Consider the following 18,807-nt stretch of genomic DNA (forward strand, 5'->3'; position numbering starts at 1 on the left):
CAACGATATAAGGGAGTGCGGCTGGTGAGTGACGGACAGGTTTTCCCGGTTCCAAAGGCGCTGGCGGAGCACGCGCACATCGACGCCGCCGCCTATGCGGCCGCCGTGGCCCAGGTCGAGGCCGACCCCGAGGGCTACTGGCGCGACATCGCCGCCCGCCTCGACTGGATCAAGGCGCCGACCAAGATCAAGGACGTCTCCTACGACAAGGACGACTTCCGCATCCGCTGGTACGAGGACGGGGTGCTGAACGTCAGCGCCAACTGCCTCGACCGTCACCTGCCGGCCAAGAAGGACGACATCGCCCTGATCTTCGAGGGTGACGAGCCGGGGACCTCCGACACCCTGACCTATGGCCAGCTGCACGAGGAGGTTTGCCGCATGGCCAACGTCCTCAAGGTCCAGGGCGTCCAGAAGGGCGACCGGGTGACGATCTACCTGCCGATGATCCCGATCGCCGCCGTCGCCATGCTGGCCTGCGCGCGGATCGGCGCGGTCCATTCGGTGGTGTTCGGCGGCTTCTCGCCCGACAGCATCGCCGGCCGCATCCAGGACTGCGCCTCCCACTTCGTGATCACCGCCGACGAGGGCAAGCGCGGCGGCAAGCGCATCCCGCTGAAGGCCAATATCGACGAGGCGCTCAAGCACTGCCCCTGGGTGGGCAAGGTGCTGATGGTCCGCTGGACCGGCGCCGACGTGCCCCTGGTCAAGAACCGCGACATCGTCTGGCAGGATGTCCGCGAGGCGGTGTCGACCGACTGCCCGCCCGAGCCGATGCACGCCGAGGATCCGCTGTTCATCCTCTACACCTCGGGCTCGACGGGTAAGCCCAAGGGCGTGCTGCACACCACAGGCGGCTACCTGGCCTGGGCCTCGTGGACCTTCTGGGCGGTGTTCGACTACAAGCCGGGCGAGGTGTTCTGGTGCACGGCCGATGTCGGCTGGGTCACCGGTCACAGCTATGTCGTCTATGGCCCCCTGGCCAATGGCGGGACCAGCCTGATCTTCGAGGGCGTGCCCAACTATCCCACCCCCAGCCGCTTCTGGGAGGTGATCGACAAGCACAGGGTCGAGATCTTCTACACCGCCCCCCACGGCCCTGCGGGCTCTGATGCGCGAGGGCGACGACTACGTGACCCGGAACGATCTGTCGTCCCTGCGCGTGCTGGGCAGCGTCGGCGAGCCGATCAATCCCGAGGCCTGGCTCTGGTACCACCGCGTGGTCGGCAAGGAGAAGCTGCCCATCGTCGACACCTGGTGGCAGACCGAGACCGGCGGCATGCTGATCACCCCCCTGCCCGGGGCCACCGACCTCAAGCCCGGCTCGGCCTCCAAGCCCCTGCCCGGCGTCAAGCCGCAGCTGGTCGACGCCGAGGGTGGCGTGCTGGACGGCGCGACCGAGGGCAATCTGGTCATCACCGACAGCTGGCCGGGCCAGATGCGCACGGTCTATGGCGACCACCAGCGCTTCTTCGAGACCTATTTCTCGACCTATCCCGGCAAGTACTTCACCGGCGACGGCTGCCGGCGCGACGCCGACGGCTACTACTGGATCACCGGCCGGGTCGACGACGTGATCAACGTCTCGGGCCACCGCCTGGGCACCGCCGAGATCGAGAGCGCCCTGGTGGCCCACGAGACCGTCGCCGAGGCCGCCGTGGTCGGCTATCCCCACGACATCAAGGGCCAGGGCGTCTACGCCTATGTCACCCTCAACGCCGGGGTCGAGCCGACCGAGGACCTGCGCAAGGCCCTGGTCCTGTGGGTCCGTCACGAGATCGGCCCGTTCGCCGCGCCCGACGTCATCCAGTGGGCCCCCGGCCTGCCCAAGACCCGCTCGGGCAAGATCATGCGCCGCATCCTGCGCAAGATCGCCGAGAACGAACTGGGCAGCCTGGGCGACACCTCCACGCTGGCCGATCCGTCGGTCGTCGATGATCTCGTCAGAAATCGAGCCGGGGCCTGAAGCCGACCGTCATCGCCAAAAAGGCGGTGACGGCGCCTGACGAAAGCCACATCGGCGCGTTAGCTTCAGCATGATGCGCCGGCTGGTCCCTTTCGCCCTCTTCATCGCCCTGGCGGGGCCCGCCCGGGCCGACGCCGAGTGGGAGACGAAGGGCGACGGCATCGCGGTCGAGGCCCACGCCGACAACCACGGGCGCGGCATGGTGCGGGCCAATGTCGAGATCGACGCGCCGCCGGCCGTCGTGTTCCGCGTCATCCTGGACTGCGACCGCGCGGCCCGCATGAGCCCGGGCGTCAAGAGCTGCCGCGTCGTCTCGCGCGCGGCGGACGGGACGGAGATCCGCGAGCACACGGTCAAGTGGAGCTTCTTCCTGCCGAGCCTGCGCTCCACGTCGCGCGTCACCCTGGAGCCCGACCGGCTGATCCGCTTCACCTGCATCGGCGGCGACATCCGGGCCTGCGAGGGGGCCTGGCGGCTGGAGCCGCTGGATGGCGGCGCTCGCACGCGCGTCACCTACGACCTGTGGGCCACCGCGCCCTTCGCCGCGCCCGCCGGCCTGATCAGCGCCATGATGCGCCGCGACGTGCCCCAATCCCTGAAGGCCCTGCGACGAGAGTGCGAGGGACGATGAGCGAGGACGGCCTGATGCTGTTCGACGGCGTCTGCGCGCTCTGCGACGGGACCGTCCGGACGGTGCTGCGCCTGGACCGCCAAGGCGCGATCCGCTTCACCCCGATCCAGTCGCCCTATGGCCGGGTGCTGGCCGCTCGGCATGGCCTGGATCCCGATACGCCCGCGAGCTTCCTGTTCCTCGACAACGGCCGTCCCCTGACCAAGACCGCCGCCATCGGCGCGCTGCTGCGCCGGCTGCGCGCCCCCTGGCGTTGGCTCGCCGTCATCGATCGCCTGCCGAGAGGGCCGATGGACGCGGCCTACGACTGGATCGCGGCCAACCGTTACCGGCTGACGGGCAGGAGGGACCGCTGCAGGGTTCCGACACCGGAGCAGCGCGGGCGGTTCGTGCTGGATCTGGAGGATTCGAAAAGCCGTCCTTAACGGGGCGCCCGGAGGAAGGTCCGCCCTTCGAAGACGAGGCTGTCGGGTCCCGCGAACGTGATCGCCTCACCCTGAAGCGGCGAGAGCTCCACGCGGATGGTCTCCGGTTTGGTGAAGGCCTCGGCCAGGGCCGACATGACGCCGATCCGGACCTTCATGAGGCCGTTCGCCTCCGAGATCTCCATCCGTCCCATGGCCGGGTCGACATAGGTCCCGACATAGGCGCTGGTCGGCCGCGAGAGCGGCCAGGGTCGCGCCGCGCGCTCGGCGCGGCTCGCCGACAGGCCCGCCAGGCGCTTGTCGCGGCGCGCCGCCAGAGCGGCCAGCTCGGCGTCATAGTGAGCCTCCAGATCGGGACGCCCGGCGAACCGGTCATAGACATAGTCCGCCAGCAGATCGACCAGCTCTCCGGCCATGAAGTCCTCGTTGGCCATGATCGCCACGCCCAGCCGCCGGCCGGGCATGAAGGAAACGTGGGTCCTTGAGCCGGCGAAGTTGCCGAAGTGGTGGATCAGCACGTCGTCGCCATAGCGCCCCGTCTGCCATCCCAGGCCATAGCCGTCGCGGCTATAGGGGCCGAACACGGCCTTCTGGGCGACGCGCGGGCGGTGCGTCGCGTCCACCAGCCCGGCGGGGAACACGCGCCGGCCATCCAGCACGCCATCATTGATCTGGAGCTCCAGCCAGCGGGCCATGTCGTTGGCGCTGGACATCAGGCCGCCCGCCGACTGCATCGTGGCGTCGACTTCTGCAGCGAACTGGGTGACGAGGCGCCGTCGGGGCCGGGCGTATGGCCCACCGCGACCACGCCGCCCCTCCGCGCTCGCGAAACCCACGCCGTGGTCTGGGTCAGGCCCGCCGGGACCAAGACCTCCCGGCTCACCAGGGCCCGCCAGTCGGGGCCGAAGCGCCGCTCGATCAGGGTGGTGGCGAGATTGTAGCCGGTGTTGGTGTAGCGAAACGTCCCATGGGGCGTGTCGGCGCTCTTCACCGTCTCGGCCAGGAGCGCCTGCATCAGCCTTGGCGAATGATCGCCGGACATCGCCGCGCGGAAGGCGATCGGATCGTTCTCGACGCCGGATCGGTGGCTGAGCAAATCGGTCAGGGTGATGGACCGGGCGATGTCGGGCGGGAGCTTGGTTGATCCGGCCCAATCCGCCACGGGCGTATCCAGGTCCACCGCGCCGCGGGCGGCCATCGCCGCGATCGCGAGCGCGGTGAACGACTTGGTGGCGGAGGCGACGTAGAAGCGGGTGTCGGCGTCGACCGCGACGCCCGTCTCGACATTGGCGGCCCCGAATCCGGCGGTGATCACGGGCTCTTCGCCGCGGACCACGGCGAGAGAAAGGCCGGGAACGACGCCGATTCGCGCCAGGGCCTTGCGCGTGAAGACATCGATGTCCCTGGCTTCCGGGCCGGGAACGGGCGCGGCGGACGCCACGGGCCCCCACAGGAGGGCGGCGGTGAAAAAGGCGGCCGTCAACGCACTCGGAAAGTTCATGCATGCCCCACGACTGAAGCGATCGGCCAGCCTTTCGGCCGGCGCTGATCTATGATCGGAGCATGCCGACCGGCGTCGGAAAGCGGTCTCCTCCCGTTAGAGGCTTTAGCGCCGTCGTTTGGAGGCAGGCCCTACGAACTTTTCTGAAATCGGTCGTCTAGAACAACGCCGCCACGCTCTCGGCGCTGTAGGGCTTCTGCAGCACGGGCGTATCCCGGAACCGTTCCGGGAAGGCGGCGCTGTCGCCGAAGCCGGTGCCGAAGGCGAACGGCACGCCGGCGTCCTGCAGGGCCTCGGCCACCGGGAAGCTGGTCTCCTGGCCCAGATTGACATCCAGGATCGCGAACGGCGGCTTCTCGTCGTTGATGGCCTCGAAGGCCTGGGCGACGCTGGAGGCGACGATGACCTGTTTGACGCCCAGCCGGACCAGCATGTCCTCGAGATCCAGCGCGATGATCATGTTGTCCTCGAGCACCAGCATCCGCTCGGGCGCCCGCACCGGCGTGTCGGCCCGGCGCGGCTGGCTCACGGCGGCGGTCGCGCTCTCGCTGGAGACGTAGCGGCCAGGAATGCGGATGCGGGCCTGCAAACCCTCGGTCCGATAGTCCAGGGCCACCTCACCGTTCAGGTCGTGGGGGATCGAGTGCTCGATGATGGTCGAGCCAAAGCCCCGGCGGGTCGGCGGCTTGACCGGCGGACCGTCGCGCTCGCGCCAGTCGATGATCAGGTCGCCCTTGACGTCGCGCGTCCAGTCGATGGCCACGTGGCCGCGCTGGTCGCACAGAGCGCCGTACTTGGCCGAGTTGGTCATCAGCTCATGGATGACCAGGGACAGGATCGAGAAGGCGTCCGGCGCCAGGGCGATCGGCGCGCCCTTGAGGCGAACCCGGTCGGCCTTGGTGGACAGATAGGCCTCGGCCTCGGCGGTGATCAGGTCGCTGAGCGCCCCCGGCCCCCATTGGTGGCGGGTGATCTGGTCGTGAGCCCGGGCCAGGGCCTGGACGCGGCCGCCGACGACCTCGGCGAACGCCTCGACGGTCGAGACCCCGGCCTTGCTCTGGCTGATCAGGCCGCGGATCAGGCCCAGGATGTTGCGCACCCGGTGGTTCAGCTCGGCGATGAGCAGCTCCTGGCGCTGGTTGGCGCGCTGGCGCTCCTCGTCGGCCAGGTCGGTCAGGCGGAAGACGATCTCCAGCAGGCTCCCCGCAGGCTCTCGGCCAGCGAACGTTCGACCGTGGTCCACGGCCGGCTCTGGCCGCGCACCGTCTCTTCCCAGGCCTCGAAACTCTTGCGCGGGGTCAGGCGGTCGCCCAGGGGGCCGACCTGGACCAGTTTGGCGGGCTTGCCGGCCCAGACCACAGTCTTGGCTTCCTCCTTGCGGAAGAAGATCAGGTAGTCGCGCGGCGTACGCGACAGCGGCACGGCCATCATGCCCGCCGCCTTCTGCGACCAGACGGTCGCCGAGGGCAGCAGGCCGGCGATCTCGTTGGTCGCGAAGACCGAATGGGTGTCCTTTTCCCGCAGAATGCGCAGCAGAGTGTGGACGTCGCTGGCGTCTGGCGTGGAGTTCGCGCAGGGTCAGCCGCCCCTCGAGCCACAGGGCCAGGCCATCGCAGCCGACCAGGCGGCACAGGTCGTTCGAGGAACGGGATCAGACTGTCCGCCCCCTGGGGAGCGCTGACCACGGCGCTCATCATCCGGTCGTGCAGGTTGCGCGCCTCGGCCATGCGCCGGGTCTCGATCTCGCGCTCGCGGCTCTCCAGGGTCAGGGAAAACAGCTGGCCGAACAGCTCGGCGGCCGTGCGGCGCTCGTAGCTGATGTGCTTGGGCGCGTAGTGATGGCAGGCGAACAGGCCCCACAGCTTGCCGTCGCGCAGGATCGAGATCGACAGCGAGGCGGCCACCCCCATGTTGCGCAGATACTCGATGTGGATCGGCGAGACCGCGCGCAGCATGCTCATCGACAGGTCGACGGGCTCGCCCGCCGGGCTGGTCGGCGGGATGATCGGCGAGACCTCGGCGTCGACGTCGGCGATGATCCGCAGCCAGTTGCGTTCGTAGAGGGCGCGGGCCTGCACGGGGATGTCCGAGGCCGGGTAGCGCTGGCCCAGGAACGAGCCAATGCCCGGCCGCACCGACTCGGCGATCACCTCGCCGGCGCCGTCATGGGCGAAGCGGTAGACCATCACCCGGTCGAATTCGGTCAGGGCCCGCACCTGGCGGGCGGCCTCGTGGCAAAAGTCCTCGAACGTCGGTCGCGCGGCGATGCGGGTCGTCATCGAGCGCACGGCCGAGGCGGCCTCGATCAGGACATCGGGATGGCTGGGCTCGCCCTCGATGATCAGCAGACGGCCGGAATAGTGCAGGGCGAGGTCGAAGTCCTCGCCGCCGTCGACCAGGGGCTGGCCGAACATCCGCTCGACCGCGTCAGCGCCGCGCATGATCTGCAGGCGGCCGCGGATGTTGTGGAGGGCGTGGCCGCCCAGCACTTGGCTCAGGGGCTTGCCGATCAGGTCGGCGGGGGCCAGGCCCAGATAGCGCAGGGTGGTGGTCGAGGCATGGATCACCAGCCAGTCGGAATTGACCGCCAAAAGAAAGCCGAACGGCTGCACCGAGCCGAGAATGTGGATCGGCTCCCGATCGCAGTTGGTCAGGTCGACTTCAAACCCGGACATGGGCGCCGGTTCGGACATTCAGGGCTCCGGGCGGGACTATCGTCTCGAACACGTCCGAGAAGTACTGAAAGCCATATCGCGCTCCGGCCTCTACCTCGTCTGTCCGAGTCCCGACATTGGGTTTCTCAAGCCAAGCAAGAAATGTTCGCCAGAGGTCATCGCCCTCGCCCTGGGTCAGATAGGCCAGGGGCAGGTCGTGGCCGGACGCGCTGACCTGGCGGGCCAGGACGCGGGCGCCCAGACGCGAACCTTCCAGGACATAGAGCAGGCCGGCTCCGAAGTCCGGCGATGGAACGAGAGCCGTGGCGAACGGCGGGATTTCCAGGCCGAGGGCGGCGAGATCTCCGGCCAGGGCGGTGCGGCGGACGCGCCCGGGCCAGTCGGGCAGCCATTCGGCGACCCCGGCCCGTTCCAGAGCCCGTTCCAGCGGCGCTATGGCCAGGGCCGAAGCCGAAAGGAACGCGCCATATCCCACAGTCGTCTCGATACGCCAGGCGGCGACCTGGGCGTCCAGAGCGGCATGGCTCTCGGAGGTGGCCGCGCGCAGGCGGTCGCGAAGCGAACTTTCGGACAAATTTCCCCCAGCCGGATCGAACCCGTCACGCGGAAGGGGCGACACAATCCGTCGTAACACCGACGTCGCCGATTGGTTCCGCCCACATGACAGGACAGTAAGGTTTACCACGTCGGGCGCGATGCTAGGGTCGAGCCCGACTGTTCAGGAGATCTTCTCGCATGATCCGCACCGCCAAGCTGGCCCTCGTGGCCGCGGCCCTTTCCACCACGGCCCTCTCCACGCTGGGATGGGCGCCGATGGCCATGGCGGCCACGAAGGCCAAGCCTCAGGCGAGGCCGGCCGTCGCCGCGGCGCGTCCGCCGATCACGGTGCCGCCGATCGTCTACCAGCAGCGCGTGCTGGCCAACGGCCTGAAGGTCTACACCTCGCGCGACACGACCACGCCGAACGTCTCGGTTCAGGTCTGGTACGGCGTCGGCTCCAAGGACGACCCGCGCGGACGGTCGGGATTCGCGCACCTCTTCGAACACCTGATGTTCAAGGCCACCCGCAACATGCCCAGCGAAACGCTGGACCGCCTGACCGAGGACGTGGGCGGCTTCAACAACGCCTCCACCTGGGACGACTTCACCAACTATTACGAGGTCGCGCCGGCCAACCACCTGGAGCGTCTGCTCTGGGCCGAAAGCGACCGCCTCAAGTCGCTGGTCATCGACGAAGCGGTGTTCGCCTCCGAACGCGACGTCGTGAAGGAAGAGCTGCGCCAGCGCGTCCTGGCCGACCCGTACGGCCGCTTCTTCGCGCTATCGATCCCGCAGCAGTCGTTCACCACCCACCCCTACCAGCGCCCCGGCATCGGCTCGATCGAGGAGCTGGACGCGGCGACGGTCGACGACGTCCGCGCCTTCCACGCCACCTACTACCGGCCGGACAACGCGGCCCTGATCGTCGTCGGCAATTTCGATCAGGCTAAGCTGGACGCGATGATCGACCAGTATTTCGGCCCCCTGAAGACGCCGGCCGGAACGATCCCGAAGGTGACCGTCGTCGAGCCGCCCCGCACCGGCCCCAAGAGCGTCAACACCTACGGTCCCGACGTGCCGCTGCCGGCGCTGGCCATCACCTGGCTGGCCCCGGCCGCCGCCGACAAGGACACCCCCCGCCCTGACGGTGCTGGACGCGGTGCTGTCGGCCGGCAAGTCCTCGCGGCTCTATGACAGCCTGGTCTACGACCAGAAGATCGCCCAGTCGGTGTTCTCCAGCGCCCCCAACAACGCCCAGCCGGGCCTGTTCTATGTCGGCGCGGTGATGGCCGGCGGCAAGACGGTGGCCCAAGGCGAAGCGGCCCTGCGCGCCCAGGTCGCCCGCGTCCGCGATGGCCTGGTCACCCCCGCAGAGCTCGCCGAGGCCAAGGCCGGCCTGCTGGCCGACGCCGTCCGCCGCCGGGAGGAGATCGACGGCCGCGGCTTCGCGCTCGGCTATGCCCTTGAGACCGAGGGCGATCCGGCCGTCGCCAACACCGCCCTGGCCAAGCTGCAGGCCGTCACCGCCGCCGACATCCAGCGCGTGGCGAAGAAGTATCTGGCCGACGACCGCCGCACGGTGATCCGCTACCTGCCGGAAAAGGACCGCCCGGCCGGCGAGAAGGACGCCACGCCGCCGATCCCGAAGGTCGCCTCGGTCAAGTTCGACGGCGCGGTCACCACGCTCGCGCCGGAAGGCGAACGCGAGACGCCGCCCGCCATCGGCGCGCCGGTGCCGGCCGTGATGCCCAGCCCGGCCGAGAAGACCCTGGCCAACGGCCTGCGGGTCATCGTCGCCAAGTCCAGCGACCTGCCGCTGATCACCGCCGACCTGACCGTCAAGGGCGGGGCCAGCTCGGATCCCGCCGGTCTGGCCGGTACGTCGAACCTGACCTCGGAGCTGCTGACCGAGGGCACCACCACGCGCTCGGCCACCCAGGTCGCTCGCGAGACCGAAGCCCTGGGCGCCAATCTCGAAGCCGGCTCGGGCTGGGAAGCCTCCTCGCTGACCCTCAGCGTCACGGCCAACAACGCCGCGCCCGCCATGGCCATCATGGCCGACGTCGCCGAGCACCCGACCTTCTCCGCCGAGGAGCTGGACCGCGTCCGCACCGAGACCCTGGACGGCCTGTCGGTCTCGTTCCAGCGTCCGGGCACGCTGGCCGCCTTCGCCACCGCGCCCGTGCTCTACGCCGGATCGGCCTATGGCCACGTGGCCGGCGGCACGCCCGGCTCGCTGCCGAAGATCAAGCGCGCGGATCTGGCCAAGACCCATGCGACCTACTGGCGTCCCGACAACGCCGTGCTGGTGCTGACCGGCAACCTGACGCCCGAGGCCGGCTTCGCCTTGGCCGAGAAGGCCTTTGGATCGTGGAAGAAGCCGGCCACGCCGCCGCCGGCCCCGCCGGCCGCCCCGACCGGCTACGCGCCGCGCAACGTCGTCATCGACCTACCCGGCACCGGGCAGGCGGCCGTGGTGCTGGCCAAGCCGGCCATCACCCGCGCCGACCCGAACTATTACCAGGGCGTGGTCGCCAACACGGTGCTGGGCGTCGGCTTCAGCTCGCGCCTGAACCAGGAAATTCGCATCAAGCGCGGCCTGTCGTACGGGGCGGGCTCCAGCCTGACGCCGCAAGGCCGCTTCGGCGGCTTCTCGGCGCGCGTGCAGACCAAGAACCCCTCGGCTGGCGAGGTCGTCACCCTGACCCGCGCCGAGCTGAGCCGCCTGGGCGCCGAGCCGGCCTCGGCCGGCGAACTGGCCGCGCGGAAATCGGTGCTGGTCGGCAATTTCGGGCGTGATCTCGGCACCTCGGAAGGCCTGGCCAACATCCTGGGCAACTACGCCGTCTATGGCGTGCCGCTGACCGAGATCCAGAGCTATGCCGCCAAGGTCGAGGCCGTGACCCCGGAAGAGGTCCAGGCCTTCGCCAAGGCCAAACTGGACCCGGCCCAGATGAGCGTCATCGTCGCCGGCGACGCCAAGGCCATGGGCGCTGACCTGGCCAAGGCCGCGCCGAACGCCACGGTGATCCCGGCCGACAAGCTGGACCTCGACGCGCCAAGCCTGCAAAAGTAGCGACGACGAAAGCCCACGATCCGATTGAGGTCTCCATGGACGAGGTCGACATCGCGATCGTGGGCGCCGGCGCCGCCGGGCTCGCCGCCGCCGAGGCCGTGGCCGCCAGCGGGCTGCGGGGCGTCCTGCTGGAGGCCCGCGACCGCCTCGGGGGGCGCGCCCATACGATCCAGAGCGCCCTCGGCCCCATCGACCTGGGCTGCGAGTGGTTACACTCGGCCGACGTGAACCCGCTGGTCGCCAAGGTCGAAGCGCTTGGCCTGACCCTCGACAAGACCCCGCCGCCCTGGGCCAATATCGCCGACAGCCCGGTCTTCAGCCGCGAGGCGCGCGCCGAATTCGGCGAGGCGTTCCAGGCCCTGGACGCGCGGATCGAGGCGGCGGCCCGGGACGGCGGACCCGACCGGCCGGCGTCCAACCTGTTGGATCCGGACAGTCGCTGGACCCCGCTGCTGAACGCCTTCAGCGCCTTCTACAACGGCGCGGAATTCGACCAGGTCTCGCTGCACGACTACGCCGCCTATGAGGACACCGAGGTCAATTGGCGGGTGGCCGAGGGCTACGGGACGGCCATCTCGCGGCTGGGCGGCGATCTGCCGACGCACCTGCTCCTGCCCCGTCTCGATGATCCGCCACGACGGCCCGCGGGTGGAGTTGGAGACGGCGCTGGGGACGGTCTCGGCCAGGGCCGTCATCGTCTGCGCGCCCACGCCGATCCTCGCCACCGGCGCCCTGCGGTTCATGCCCGCCCTGCCCGACAAGCTGGACGCCGCCGCCGGCCTGCCGCTGGGCCTGGCCGACAAGGTGTTCCTGAAGCTGGACGAGCCGGACATGGTCCCGCCGGAGACCCAGCTCTATTCCGACCCTCGCGTCACGGCGACCGGCGCCTATCACCTACGGCCGCTGCACAGGCCGATGATCGAGGTGTTCCTGGGCGGCGCCCACGCCCGCGCGCTGGAGGGCCAGGGACCCGGCGCGGCGGCGGCCTTCGCTGTCGACGGGCTGGTCGGCGTGTACGGCGGCGGCATCCGATCGAAGGTCCACGTGATCGCCGAGACGCACTGGGCCGCCGACCCTTTCGCCGGCGGCTCCTATTCCCACGCCCTGCCCGGCCATGCCGGCGCAAGGGCCGTGCTGGCCGCGCCGGTCGACCAGCGCCTGTTCTTCGCCGGCGAGGCCTGCAGCCCCAACTTCTTCTCCACCGCCCACGGCGCCTGGCTGACGGGCCAGGCGGCGGCGCGGGCGGCTATCGAGAGCCTCAAGCCTTAGGCTTGGCCAGCAAGTCGCGGATTTCGGTCAGCAGCTTCTCTTCCGGCGTCGGAGCCGGCGGGGCGCTGGGCGCGGGCTGCTCAGCGTCCTGGCGGCGGATGCCATTGACCACCTTGACCAGCAGGAACACCACCATCGCCACGATGAAGAACTGGATCAGGGTGTTGATGAAGGCGCCGTACATGATCGAGACCTTCTCGACCGCCTCGGTCGCCGGATCCTCGGGCCGCAGCACCCATTCCAGCTTGGAGAAGTTGAGGCCGCCGGTCAGCAGCCCGATCGGCGGCATGATCACCTGGTCGACCAGACTTCTTGACGATGCCGTTGAACGCCGCGCCGATGATCACACCGACAGCCAGGTCGATGACGTTGCCCCGGGCGATGAACTCGCGAAATTCCTTGACGACGCTCATGACAAAACTCTCGCTGCCTCGAATACGGCGCGAAGGCTGAAGGCGTTCGCCGTCCAGGGTCAACCCCGGGTCACGATTGTTGTTATTCGTCGCCGTCGGCGTTGAGGCGGGCGCGCAGTTCCTTGCCGCTCTTGAAGAACGGCACGTGCTTGGCGCGGACGTCCACCGCCTCGCCGGTGCGCGGGTTACGACCGGTGCGAGCGGGGCGCGAGCGGACCGACAAGGCCCCAAAACCGCGCAGCTCGACGCGGCCGCCGTCCTCCAGGGCTCCGATCATGCGCTCAAGGATCACGCCGACCACGCGTTCGACGTCTTTCTGCGTCAGGTGCGGATTTTCATTCGCGAGCCTGGCGATGAGTTCAGACTTGATCATCGATATCCCCGGAACGCCCTTGGGAGGAGAAAGGCGCGAGCGGACCTTTGCCCAACGATGGCTGAGTCTTCAAGGGGTTGCGTGAGATTCTCGAACGGGGTTCGGTTAACGGCCGCCCTTCGCCAACCCTTCGCCGCGCGGATGACCACGAACTGCCCGGCAAAAGAAAACGGCGGCCGGATCGCTCCGGCCGCCGCTGACTTCAACCCACAAGGGGAAGAAGACTATTCCTTGGAAGCGCGCTCGCGCAGAGCGGCGCCCAGGATGTCGCCCAGCGAAGCGCCGGAGTCCGACGAGCCGAACTGCTCGATGGCTTCCTTCTCTTCGGCCATTTCCAGCGACTTGATCGACAGCGACACGCGGCGAGCCGCCTTGTCGATGTTGGTGATCTGAGCGTCGACGCGGTCACCCACGGCGAAGCGCTCGGGGCGCTGTTCCTGACGATCGCGCGACAGGTCCGACTTGCGGATGAAGGCGGTCATCGGAGCGTCGTCTTCACCGAAGCGGACTTCGATGCCGCCCGACGTGACTTCCGTGACGGTGACGGTCACGGTCTGGTTCTTGCGGTAGGTGTCGCCCGACATCGGGTCGCCAGCCAGCTGCTTGATGCCCAGCGAGATGCGTTCCTTCTCGACGTCGACGTCGAGAACCTTCGCCTTGACCACGTCGCCCTTCTTGTAGCGGGCCATGGCTTCTTCGCCCGGGACGCTCCAGTCGATGTCCGACAGGTGAACCATGCCGTCGATGTCGTTGTCGAGGCCGACGAACAGACCGAACTCGGTCGCGTTCTTGACTTCGCCTTCGACGGTCGAACCGACCGGGTGCGCTTCCAGGAAGGCTTCCCACGGGTTGGCCAGGGCCTGCTTCAGGCCCAGCGAGACGCGGCGCTTGGACGGATCGACGTCCAGGACCACGACGTCGACTTCCTGCGAGGTCGAGACGATCTTGCCGGGGTGGACGTTCTTCTTGGTCCACGACATTTCCGAGACGTGCACCAGGCCTTCGACGCCGGCTTCCAGCTCCACGAAGGCGCCGTAGTCGGTGATGTTGGTGATGCGGCCCGTGAACTGGCGCCGACCGGGTACTCGGCTTCAACGCCATCCCGACGGATCCGACTGCAGCTGCTTCATGCCGAGGCTGATGCGCTGGGTGTCCGGGTTGATCTTGACGATCTGGACCTTCACGGTGTCGCCCACGGCGAGCACCTGGCTCGGGTGGTTGACGCGCTTCCAGCTCATGTCGGTGACGTGCAGCAGGCCGTCGATGCCGCCCAGGTCGACGAACGCGCCGTAGTCGGTGATGTTCTTGACGACGCCTTCGCGGATTTCACCCTCTTGCAGCTGCGACACCAGTTCGGTGCGCTGCTCGGCGCGGGCTTCTTCCAGGATGGCGCGACGCGAGACGACGATGTTGCCGCGCGGACGGTCCATCTTGAGGATGGCGAAGGGCTGTTCCTTGCCCATCAGCGGGCCGACGTCGCGGACCGGACGGATGTCGACTTGCGAGCCCGGCAGGAAGGCCGAGGCGCCGCCCAGGTCGACGGTGAAGCCGCCCTTCACGCGGCCGACGATGGCGCCCATGACGGGTTCGTTGCGGGCGTAGACGCCTTCCAGACGGGTCCAGGCTTCTTCGCGCTTGGCCTTTTCGCGGCTGATGACCGCTTCGCCCATCGCGTTTTCGAGGCGTTCCAGGAAGACTTCGACGGTGTCGCCGGTCTTGATGGTGGCCTTGCCGTTCTCGTCGACGCCGAATTCCTTCAGCTGGACGCGACCTTCGGTCTTCAGACCGACGTCGATGATGGCGAAGTCCTTTTCGATCCCGACGACCTTGCCCTTGACGACGGTGCCTTCCGCGAAATCGCGGCCGCCCATCGAGTCATTCAGCAGCGCTTCGAAATCGTCGCGCGTCGGGTTGAAGCTCATATCGTCAGCCATGCTGATCTTTAGTCTCGTAGGTTGGGGGAAGCCCTATGGCGAGCGCCGCCGGAGAAAGCGGTTCTCGGGATTCCGGATGAAGTGGGTTTTCTGCGGTCCCGCGACGTTCTCTCTATCGCGGCGAGGTCGGCGGTGGATTTGCCCTACCGGCTAGAGCCGATGATGGGCGCGCGCGTCCTCGACGATACGGCGGGCCGCATCGAAGGCCTGCTCTATAGTCATTTCCGACGTGTCGAGCAAGACGGCGTCTCGCGCCTGAGTCATCGGCGCGTCCTTGCGGCCGCCGTCTCGCGCGTCGCGCTTGTGGATATCGGCCAGGATGTCCTCGAAATCCACGACCTCGCCCTGGCCCGTCAGCTGCTTCCAGCGCCGCTCGGCGCGGATCTCGGGACGCGCGGTGACGTACAGCTTGGCCGGCGCGCCGGGGGCGATCACCGTGCCGATGTCGCGCCCATCCAGCACCGCGCCGGGCTCGCGGCGGGTGAAGTCGCGCTGCAGGTCGAACAGGGCCGCCCGAACGCCGGGATGCACGGCCACGCGGCTGGCGGCCTCGCCGGCCGCACGGGTCCGCACCTCGGCGCGGTCCAGGTCCGAAAGGTCCAGGGCGCGCGCCACGCTCTCGGCCGCGATCGGGTCGTCCAGGTCTCCCGCCCCGGCGAGCACGCCCACGCCCACGGCGCGGTACAACAGGCCGGTGTCGAGCAGGGGATAGCCATAAAGCGCCGCCAGGCGTCCGGCGATGGTGCCCTTGCCCGAGGCGGCGGGGCCGTCGACGGCGATGACGAAGCCCGCCACGTCAGGCTTCCGCCAGGGTCGCGCCCAAGCCGCGCATCAGGTCGACGAAGCCCGGGAAGCTGGTGGCGATCATGCCCGGCTCGTCGACGGCGATCGGAGCCTGGGCGGCCATGCCCAGGATCAGGTGGCTCATGGCGATCCGGTGGTCGCCATGGGTCTCGACGGTCGCCCCGCCCCGCGGCGGCTGGCCGGTCCCGCGGACGATGAAGCCCTCCGGCTCCTCCTCGACGTCGACGCCGCAGGCTTCGAGACCCGCCGCCGTCAGGGCGATGCGGTCGCTTTCCTTGACGCGCATCTCGCCTACGCCGCGCATCACCGTCTCGCCTTCCGCGAAGGCGGCGGCGATGGCCAGGATCGGATATTCGTCGATCATCGACGGCGCGCGCTCGGGCGGGACGATCACGCCCTTGAGCTTGGAATAGCGGGCTGTGATGTCGCCGACATCCTCGCCGCTGGCGACGCGCCGGTTCGAGATCACCAGGTCCGCGCCCATTTCCTGCAGGGTCGCGAAGAGGCCGGTGCGCAATTCGTTGAGCATCACGCCCTCGACCGTCACTTCCGAGCCGGGGACGATCAGCCCCGCGACCAGCGGGAAGGCGGCCGACGAGGGGTCGCCCGGAACGGCGACATGCGCGCCGGTCAGCTTCTGGCCTTCCGGCAGGCGAATGTGGCGGAAGGTCTTCTCGCCGACGATCCGATCCTCGACCATCACCTCGGCCCCGAAGGCGCGCAGCATGCGCTCGGTATGGTCGCGGGTGGCTTCCGGCTCGATGACCTCGACGCCGCCCTCGGCGTGAAGGCCGGCCAGCAGCACGGCCGACTTCACTTGGGCCGAGGCCATCGGCAGGGTGTAGTTCAGGCCGCGCAGATTGCCGCCCTTCAGCGTCAGGGGCAGACGGCCCCTGTCGCGACCCAGCCAGGTCGCGCCCATGCGGGCCAGCGGATCCAGCACCCGGCTCATCGGACGGCTGCGCAGCGAACTGTCGCCGGTGAAGGTCGCGCAGATCGGAAAGCCCGCCGCCGCGCCCATGATCAGGCGCACGCCGGTGCCGGCGTTGCCGCAATCGATCACGTCGGCCGGCTCCTCGAACCCGCCCTTGCCCTCGATGCGCCAGCGGCCAGCGCCTTCCTGCTCGACGCGCGCGCCGAAGGCCCGCATGGCCCGCGCGGTGGCGAGCACGTCGTCGCCTTCCAGCAGGCCTTCCACCGTCGTCGTCCCGGTCGCCAGCGCGCCCAGGATCATCGATCGGTGGGAAATGGACTTGTCACCCGGGGCCCGCACGATCCCTCGCAGAGCGCCTGCGGGTGCGCTCTTTAATCCAGCCGACGACATGCCGAAACCGGCTCCTTGGTGCTTGGTGGTTTTCGCGAAGGGGTTTGCTTTTGACAGCGGGCTCTCGTCATGGCAAGTGACCGGCCGCTTTTCCCATCCGGATCAAAGGGTCGCCACTTGGCCAATCCCGAATTGGGCGCAAAACAAATTTGCCCCAACTGCCAATCCAAATTCTACGATCTCGGCCGCCGTCCGGCCGTGTGTCCCAAGTGCGGCGAGTCGTTCGACCCGGAAGAGGCGCTGAAGTCGCGCCGCGTCCGCGCTCGTTCGATCACGCCGGACTATGACGCCGAGGACGAGAAGCCCGCCCCCGCGCCCAAGGACGAGGACGGCTTCGAGGACGAAGTCGATGAAACGCCGGAAATCGACAAGGTCGAGCCGGACGTCATCGAGACCGACGACGAAGACGTCGAGCCCGGCCGCCCCCGCGGGCGGTGACGACCTGGGCGTCGACTTCGCCGAGGACGAGGATCTCGCCGAGGACGAAGCCGACGACGTTCCGTTCCTGGAGGACGAGGACGACGACGACAATCTCGACGACGAGATCGAAGGCCTGCCCGGCGAGGGCGACGACGACTGATCCTTGAGGTCGGCCACGTGATGGATAGCCGGGTTCGGATCCCCGAACCCGGCTATCCACAGGGGTTTTCCGGGGTGCGACACTTTTCTCGAAAAAAGTTCGAGAAGAGGCTTGATCCCGAAAAAAATCCCGGACTAGTTTCCGCGCCTCTTCGGGGGGCGACGCAAGTCGGAAACGCCGAAGAGACCAAGGATTTCCGAGAGTTACCTCCGGGTTCTCGAAGAAAAATTTGGGGCTATAGCTCAGCTGGTAGAGCGCTTGAATGGCATTCAAGAGGTCAGCGGTTCGACTCCGCTTAGCTCCACCATCAAGGCCCGGACGGAAACGTCCGGGCCTTGTCCATTTCCGGGCCCCGCCGCCTTGGCCCCCTTCCCCTTGAAGTGATCGCCCCCGGCCTCCACATCTGAAGTCGTGTCGTGGGGATCGGCGCCGATCCTCGGGTTTATCTCCGCGAACGAAGTCGCTTGAGCGAGGACTTCGCGATGAACCGGACCATCATGTTCGACAGCCCCTTCCTGCTGGGCTTCGAGCACACTCGAGACCTGATCGAGCGCGCCGCCAAGGCCGCGTCGGAAAGCTATCCGCCCTACAATGTCGAGCAGGCCGACAACGGCGGCGTGCGCATCACCCTAGCCGTGGCGGGCTTCTCGCCCGACCAGCTGCAGGTGACGGTCGAGGGCGGCCAGCTTGTCGTCGCCGGCAAGCGCGACAGCGCCGACGGCCGCGGCGAGGCCGAGCGGGCCTTCCTGCATCGCGGGATCGCCGCGCGGGGCTTCGTGCGCACCTTCATCCTCGCCGAGGGCATGGAGGTGACCGCCGCGACCCTGGAGCATGGCCTGCTGCACATCGATCTGGCCCGGCCCGAACCCGAGCGTCTCGTGAAGAGAATTCCCATTCGCAGCGCGGGCTGAAACGCCGCGCGGAACCCGCCCCGCCGATCTGGGCTCTGAACCGGCCGGAGAAAGGCGCGTTCCCTAATCAAGGAGGTGGTCATCATGACGCCCAACACGCACTACAGCAGCCCGCTCTTCACCAGCGAAGCTTTCGCTGCCCTTGGCGCGCCCGACCTCGTCTATGTCCGGCCGATCAAGGCGGCCGAGATCCTCGCCGACGTCCCCGAGGGCGTGCAGGACTTCAACCTGGCGCCCGACCAGACCCTCTATGCCGTGTGCCGCGCGGATGGCGCGCGCCTGGCCGTGATGATCGACCGTGACACCGCCATCGCCGCCGCCCTCGCCCACGAACTGGCGCCGGTGTCCGTCCACTAGAGACTTGGAGGGCCGCCCCGCCGGGGCG

Annotated in this window: 14 protein-coding genes, 1 tRNA gene and 6 pseudogenes; 10 read left to right on the forward strand and 11 right to left on the reverse strand. The window is 68.6% G+C overall.

Annotated features, from left to right (window positions below; translation table 11 throughout):
* Positions 1-21 precede the first annotated feature (21 nt).
* The 3 genes and pseudogenes from acs (at position 22) to ACHMW8_RS06520 (ending at position 3,022) form a co-directional block, all read left to right on the forward strand.
* Positions 22-1,966 (forward strand): annotated as a pseudogene (acs, locus tag ACHMW8_RS06510) (acetate--CoA ligase).
* Between the two features lie 70 nt (positions 1,967-2,036).
* Positions 2,037-2,597: an SRPBCC family protein gene (locus ACHMW8_RS06515; protein ID WP_370450258.1), complete on the forward strand. Its 561-nt coding sequence runs from the start codon at positions 2,037-2,039 to the stop codon at positions 2,595-2,597.
* A complete protein-coding gene (locus ACHMW8_RS06520; RefSeq protein ID WP_125159585.1) occupies positions 2,594-3,022 on the forward strand; it encodes a thiol-disulfide oxidoreductase DCC family protein in 429 nt (142 codons plus the stop codon). The genes ACHMW8_RS06515 and ACHMW8_RS06520 overlap by 4 nt, the downstream gene beginning before the upstream one ends.
* Here the strand turns inward: ACHMW8_RS06520 and ACHMW8_RS06525 are convergent.
* The 6 genes from ACHMW8_RS06525 to ACHMW8_RS06550 form a co-directional block, all read right to left on the reverse strand.
* The gene (locus ACHMW8_RS06525) at positions 3,019-3,756 is read right to left on the reverse strand and encodes a serine hydrolase domain-containing protein (protein WP_395445077.1); all 738 of its coding nucleotides are present in this window, start codon (positions 3,754-3,756) and stop codon (positions 3,019-3,021) included. The two genes, ACHMW8_RS06520 and ACHMW8_RS06525, sit on opposite strands and share 4 nt — an antisense overlap.
* Complete coding sequence (locus ACHMW8_RS06530) at positions 3,735-4,523, reverse strand: serine hydrolase domain-containing protein (protein ID WP_395445078.1); 789 nt, start codon at positions 4,521-4,523, stop codon at positions 3,735-3,737. The genes ACHMW8_RS06525 and ACHMW8_RS06530 overlap by 22 nt, the downstream gene beginning before the upstream one ends.
* A 157-nt stretch (positions 4,524-4,680) precedes the next feature.
* Positions 4,681-5,766 carry an HWE histidine kinase domain-containing protein gene (locus tag ACHMW8_RS06535; protein WP_395445079.1) on the reverse strand — a complete coding sequence of 362 codons (1,086 nt, stop codon included), beginning with the start codon at positions 5,764-5,766 and terminating at the stop codon, positions 4,681-4,683.
* A complete protein-coding gene (locus tag ACHMW8_RS06540) occupies positions 5,697-6,059 on the reverse strand; it encodes a hypothetical protein (RefSeq protein ID WP_395445911.1) in 363 nt (120 codons plus the stop codon). The genes ACHMW8_RS06535 and ACHMW8_RS06540 overlap by 70 nt, the downstream gene beginning before the upstream one ends.
* Positions 5,951-7,216 carry a GAF domain-containing protein gene (locus ACHMW8_RS06545; protein ID WP_395445080.1) on the reverse strand — a complete coding sequence of 422 codons (1,266 nt, stop codon included), beginning with the start codon at positions 7,214-7,216 and terminating at the stop codon, positions 5,951-5,953. Before ACHMW8_RS06545 ends, ACHMW8_RS06540 begins: the two co-directional genes overlap by 109 nt.
* Positions 7,185-7,772 carry a biliverdin-producing heme oxygenase gene (locus ACHMW8_RS06550; RefSeq protein WP_125159588.1) on the reverse strand — a complete coding sequence of 196 codons (588 nt, stop codon included), beginning with the start codon at positions 7,770-7,772 and terminating at the stop codon, positions 7,185-7,187. The genes ACHMW8_RS06545 and ACHMW8_RS06550 overlap by 32 nt, the downstream gene beginning before the upstream one ends.
* Positions 7,773-7,933: 161 nt before the next feature.
* Here ACHMW8_RS06550 and ACHMW8_RS06555 point away from each other — a divergent pair.
* The 3 genes and pseudogenes from ACHMW8_RS06555 to ACHMW8_RS06565 all read left to right on the forward strand — a co-directional run bounded on the left by ACHMW8_RS06555 (position 7,934) and on the right by ACHMW8_RS06565 (position 12,083).
* A pseudogene (locus ACHMW8_RS06555) lies at positions 7,934-10,814 on the forward strand (M16 family metallopeptidase).
* Between the two features lie 35 nt (positions 10,815-10,849).
* A pseudogene (locus ACHMW8_RS06560) lies at positions 10,850-11,305 on the forward strand (FAD-dependent oxidoreductase); the annotation flags it as partial.
* A gap of 157 nt (positions 11,306-11,462) precedes the next feature.
* A complete protein-coding gene (locus ACHMW8_RS06565; protein WP_395445081.1) occupies positions 11,463-12,083 on the forward strand; it encodes a flavin monoamine oxidase family protein in 621 nt (206 codons plus the stop codon).
* Here the strand turns inward: ACHMW8_RS06565 and mscL are convergent.
* The 5 genes and pseudogenes from mscL to aroA all read right to left on the reverse strand — a co-directional run bounded on the left by mscL (position 12,073) and on the right by aroA (position 16,931).
* Positions 12,073-12,496: pseudogene (gene mscL / locus ACHMW8_RS06570) on the reverse strand (large-conductance mechanosensitive channel protein MscL). The gene ACHMW8_RS06565 and the pseudogene mscL overlap by 11 nt on opposite strands.
* 82 nt (positions 12,497-12,578) lie before the next feature.
* Positions 12,579-12,869: an integration host factor subunit beta gene (locus tag ACHMW8_RS06575; protein ID WP_010921415.1), complete on the reverse strand. Its 291-nt coding sequence runs from the start codon at positions 12,867-12,869 to the stop codon at positions 12,579-12,581.
* A 224-nt stretch (positions 12,870-13,093) separates the two neighbouring features.
* A pseudogene (gene rpsA / locus ACHMW8_RS06580) lies at positions 13,094-14,803 on the reverse strand (30S ribosomal protein S1).
* Between the two features lie 150 nt (positions 14,804-14,953).
* Entirely contained in the window at positions 14,954-15,598 is a 645-nt protein-coding gene (gene cmk / locus ACHMW8_RS06585) for a (d)CMP kinase (protein WP_395445082.1), read from the reverse strand.
* 1 nt (position 15,599) lies between these two features.
* Positions 15,600-16,931 carry a 3-phosphoshikimate 1-carboxyvinyltransferase gene (gene aroA, locus ACHMW8_RS06590; protein WP_395445083.1) on the reverse strand — a complete coding sequence of 444 codons (1,332 nt, stop codon included), beginning with the start codon at positions 16,929-16,931 and terminating at the stop codon, positions 15,600-15,602.
* Between the two features lie 117 nt (positions 16,932-17,048).
* Here aroA and ACHMW8_RS06595 point away from each other — a divergent pair.
* The 4 genes and pseudogenes from ACHMW8_RS06595 (at position 17,049) to ACHMW8_RS06610 (ending at position 18,779) form a co-directional block, all read left to right on the forward strand.
* A pseudogene (locus ACHMW8_RS06595) lies at positions 17,049-17,511 on the forward strand (TIGR02300 family protein).
* Positions 17,512-17,742: 231 nt separating this feature from the next.
* Positions 17,743-17,818, forward strand: a tRNA-Ala gene (locus tag ACHMW8_RS06600).
* 175 nt (positions 17,819-17,993) lie between these two features.
* Positions 17,994-18,422, forward strand: a complete 429-nt coding sequence (locus tag ACHMW8_RS06605; protein ID WP_395445084.1) for an Hsp20 family protein — start codon at positions 17,994-17,996, stop codon at positions 18,420-18,422.
* Positions 18,423-18,506: 84 nt separating this feature from the next.
* Positions 18,507-18,779 carry a DUF1150 domain-containing protein gene (locus ACHMW8_RS06610; protein ID WP_125159597.1) on the forward strand — a complete coding sequence of 91 codons (273 nt, stop codon included), beginning with the start codon at positions 18,507-18,509 and terminating at the stop codon, positions 18,777-18,779.
* Positions 18,780-18,807 lie beyond the last annotated feature (28 nt).

The sequence above is a fragment of the Caulobacter sp. UC70_42 genome, assembly GCF_044056025.1.
Taxonomy (GTDB): Bacteria; Pseudomonadota; Alphaproteobacteria; order Caulobacterales; family Caulobacteraceae; genus Caulobacter.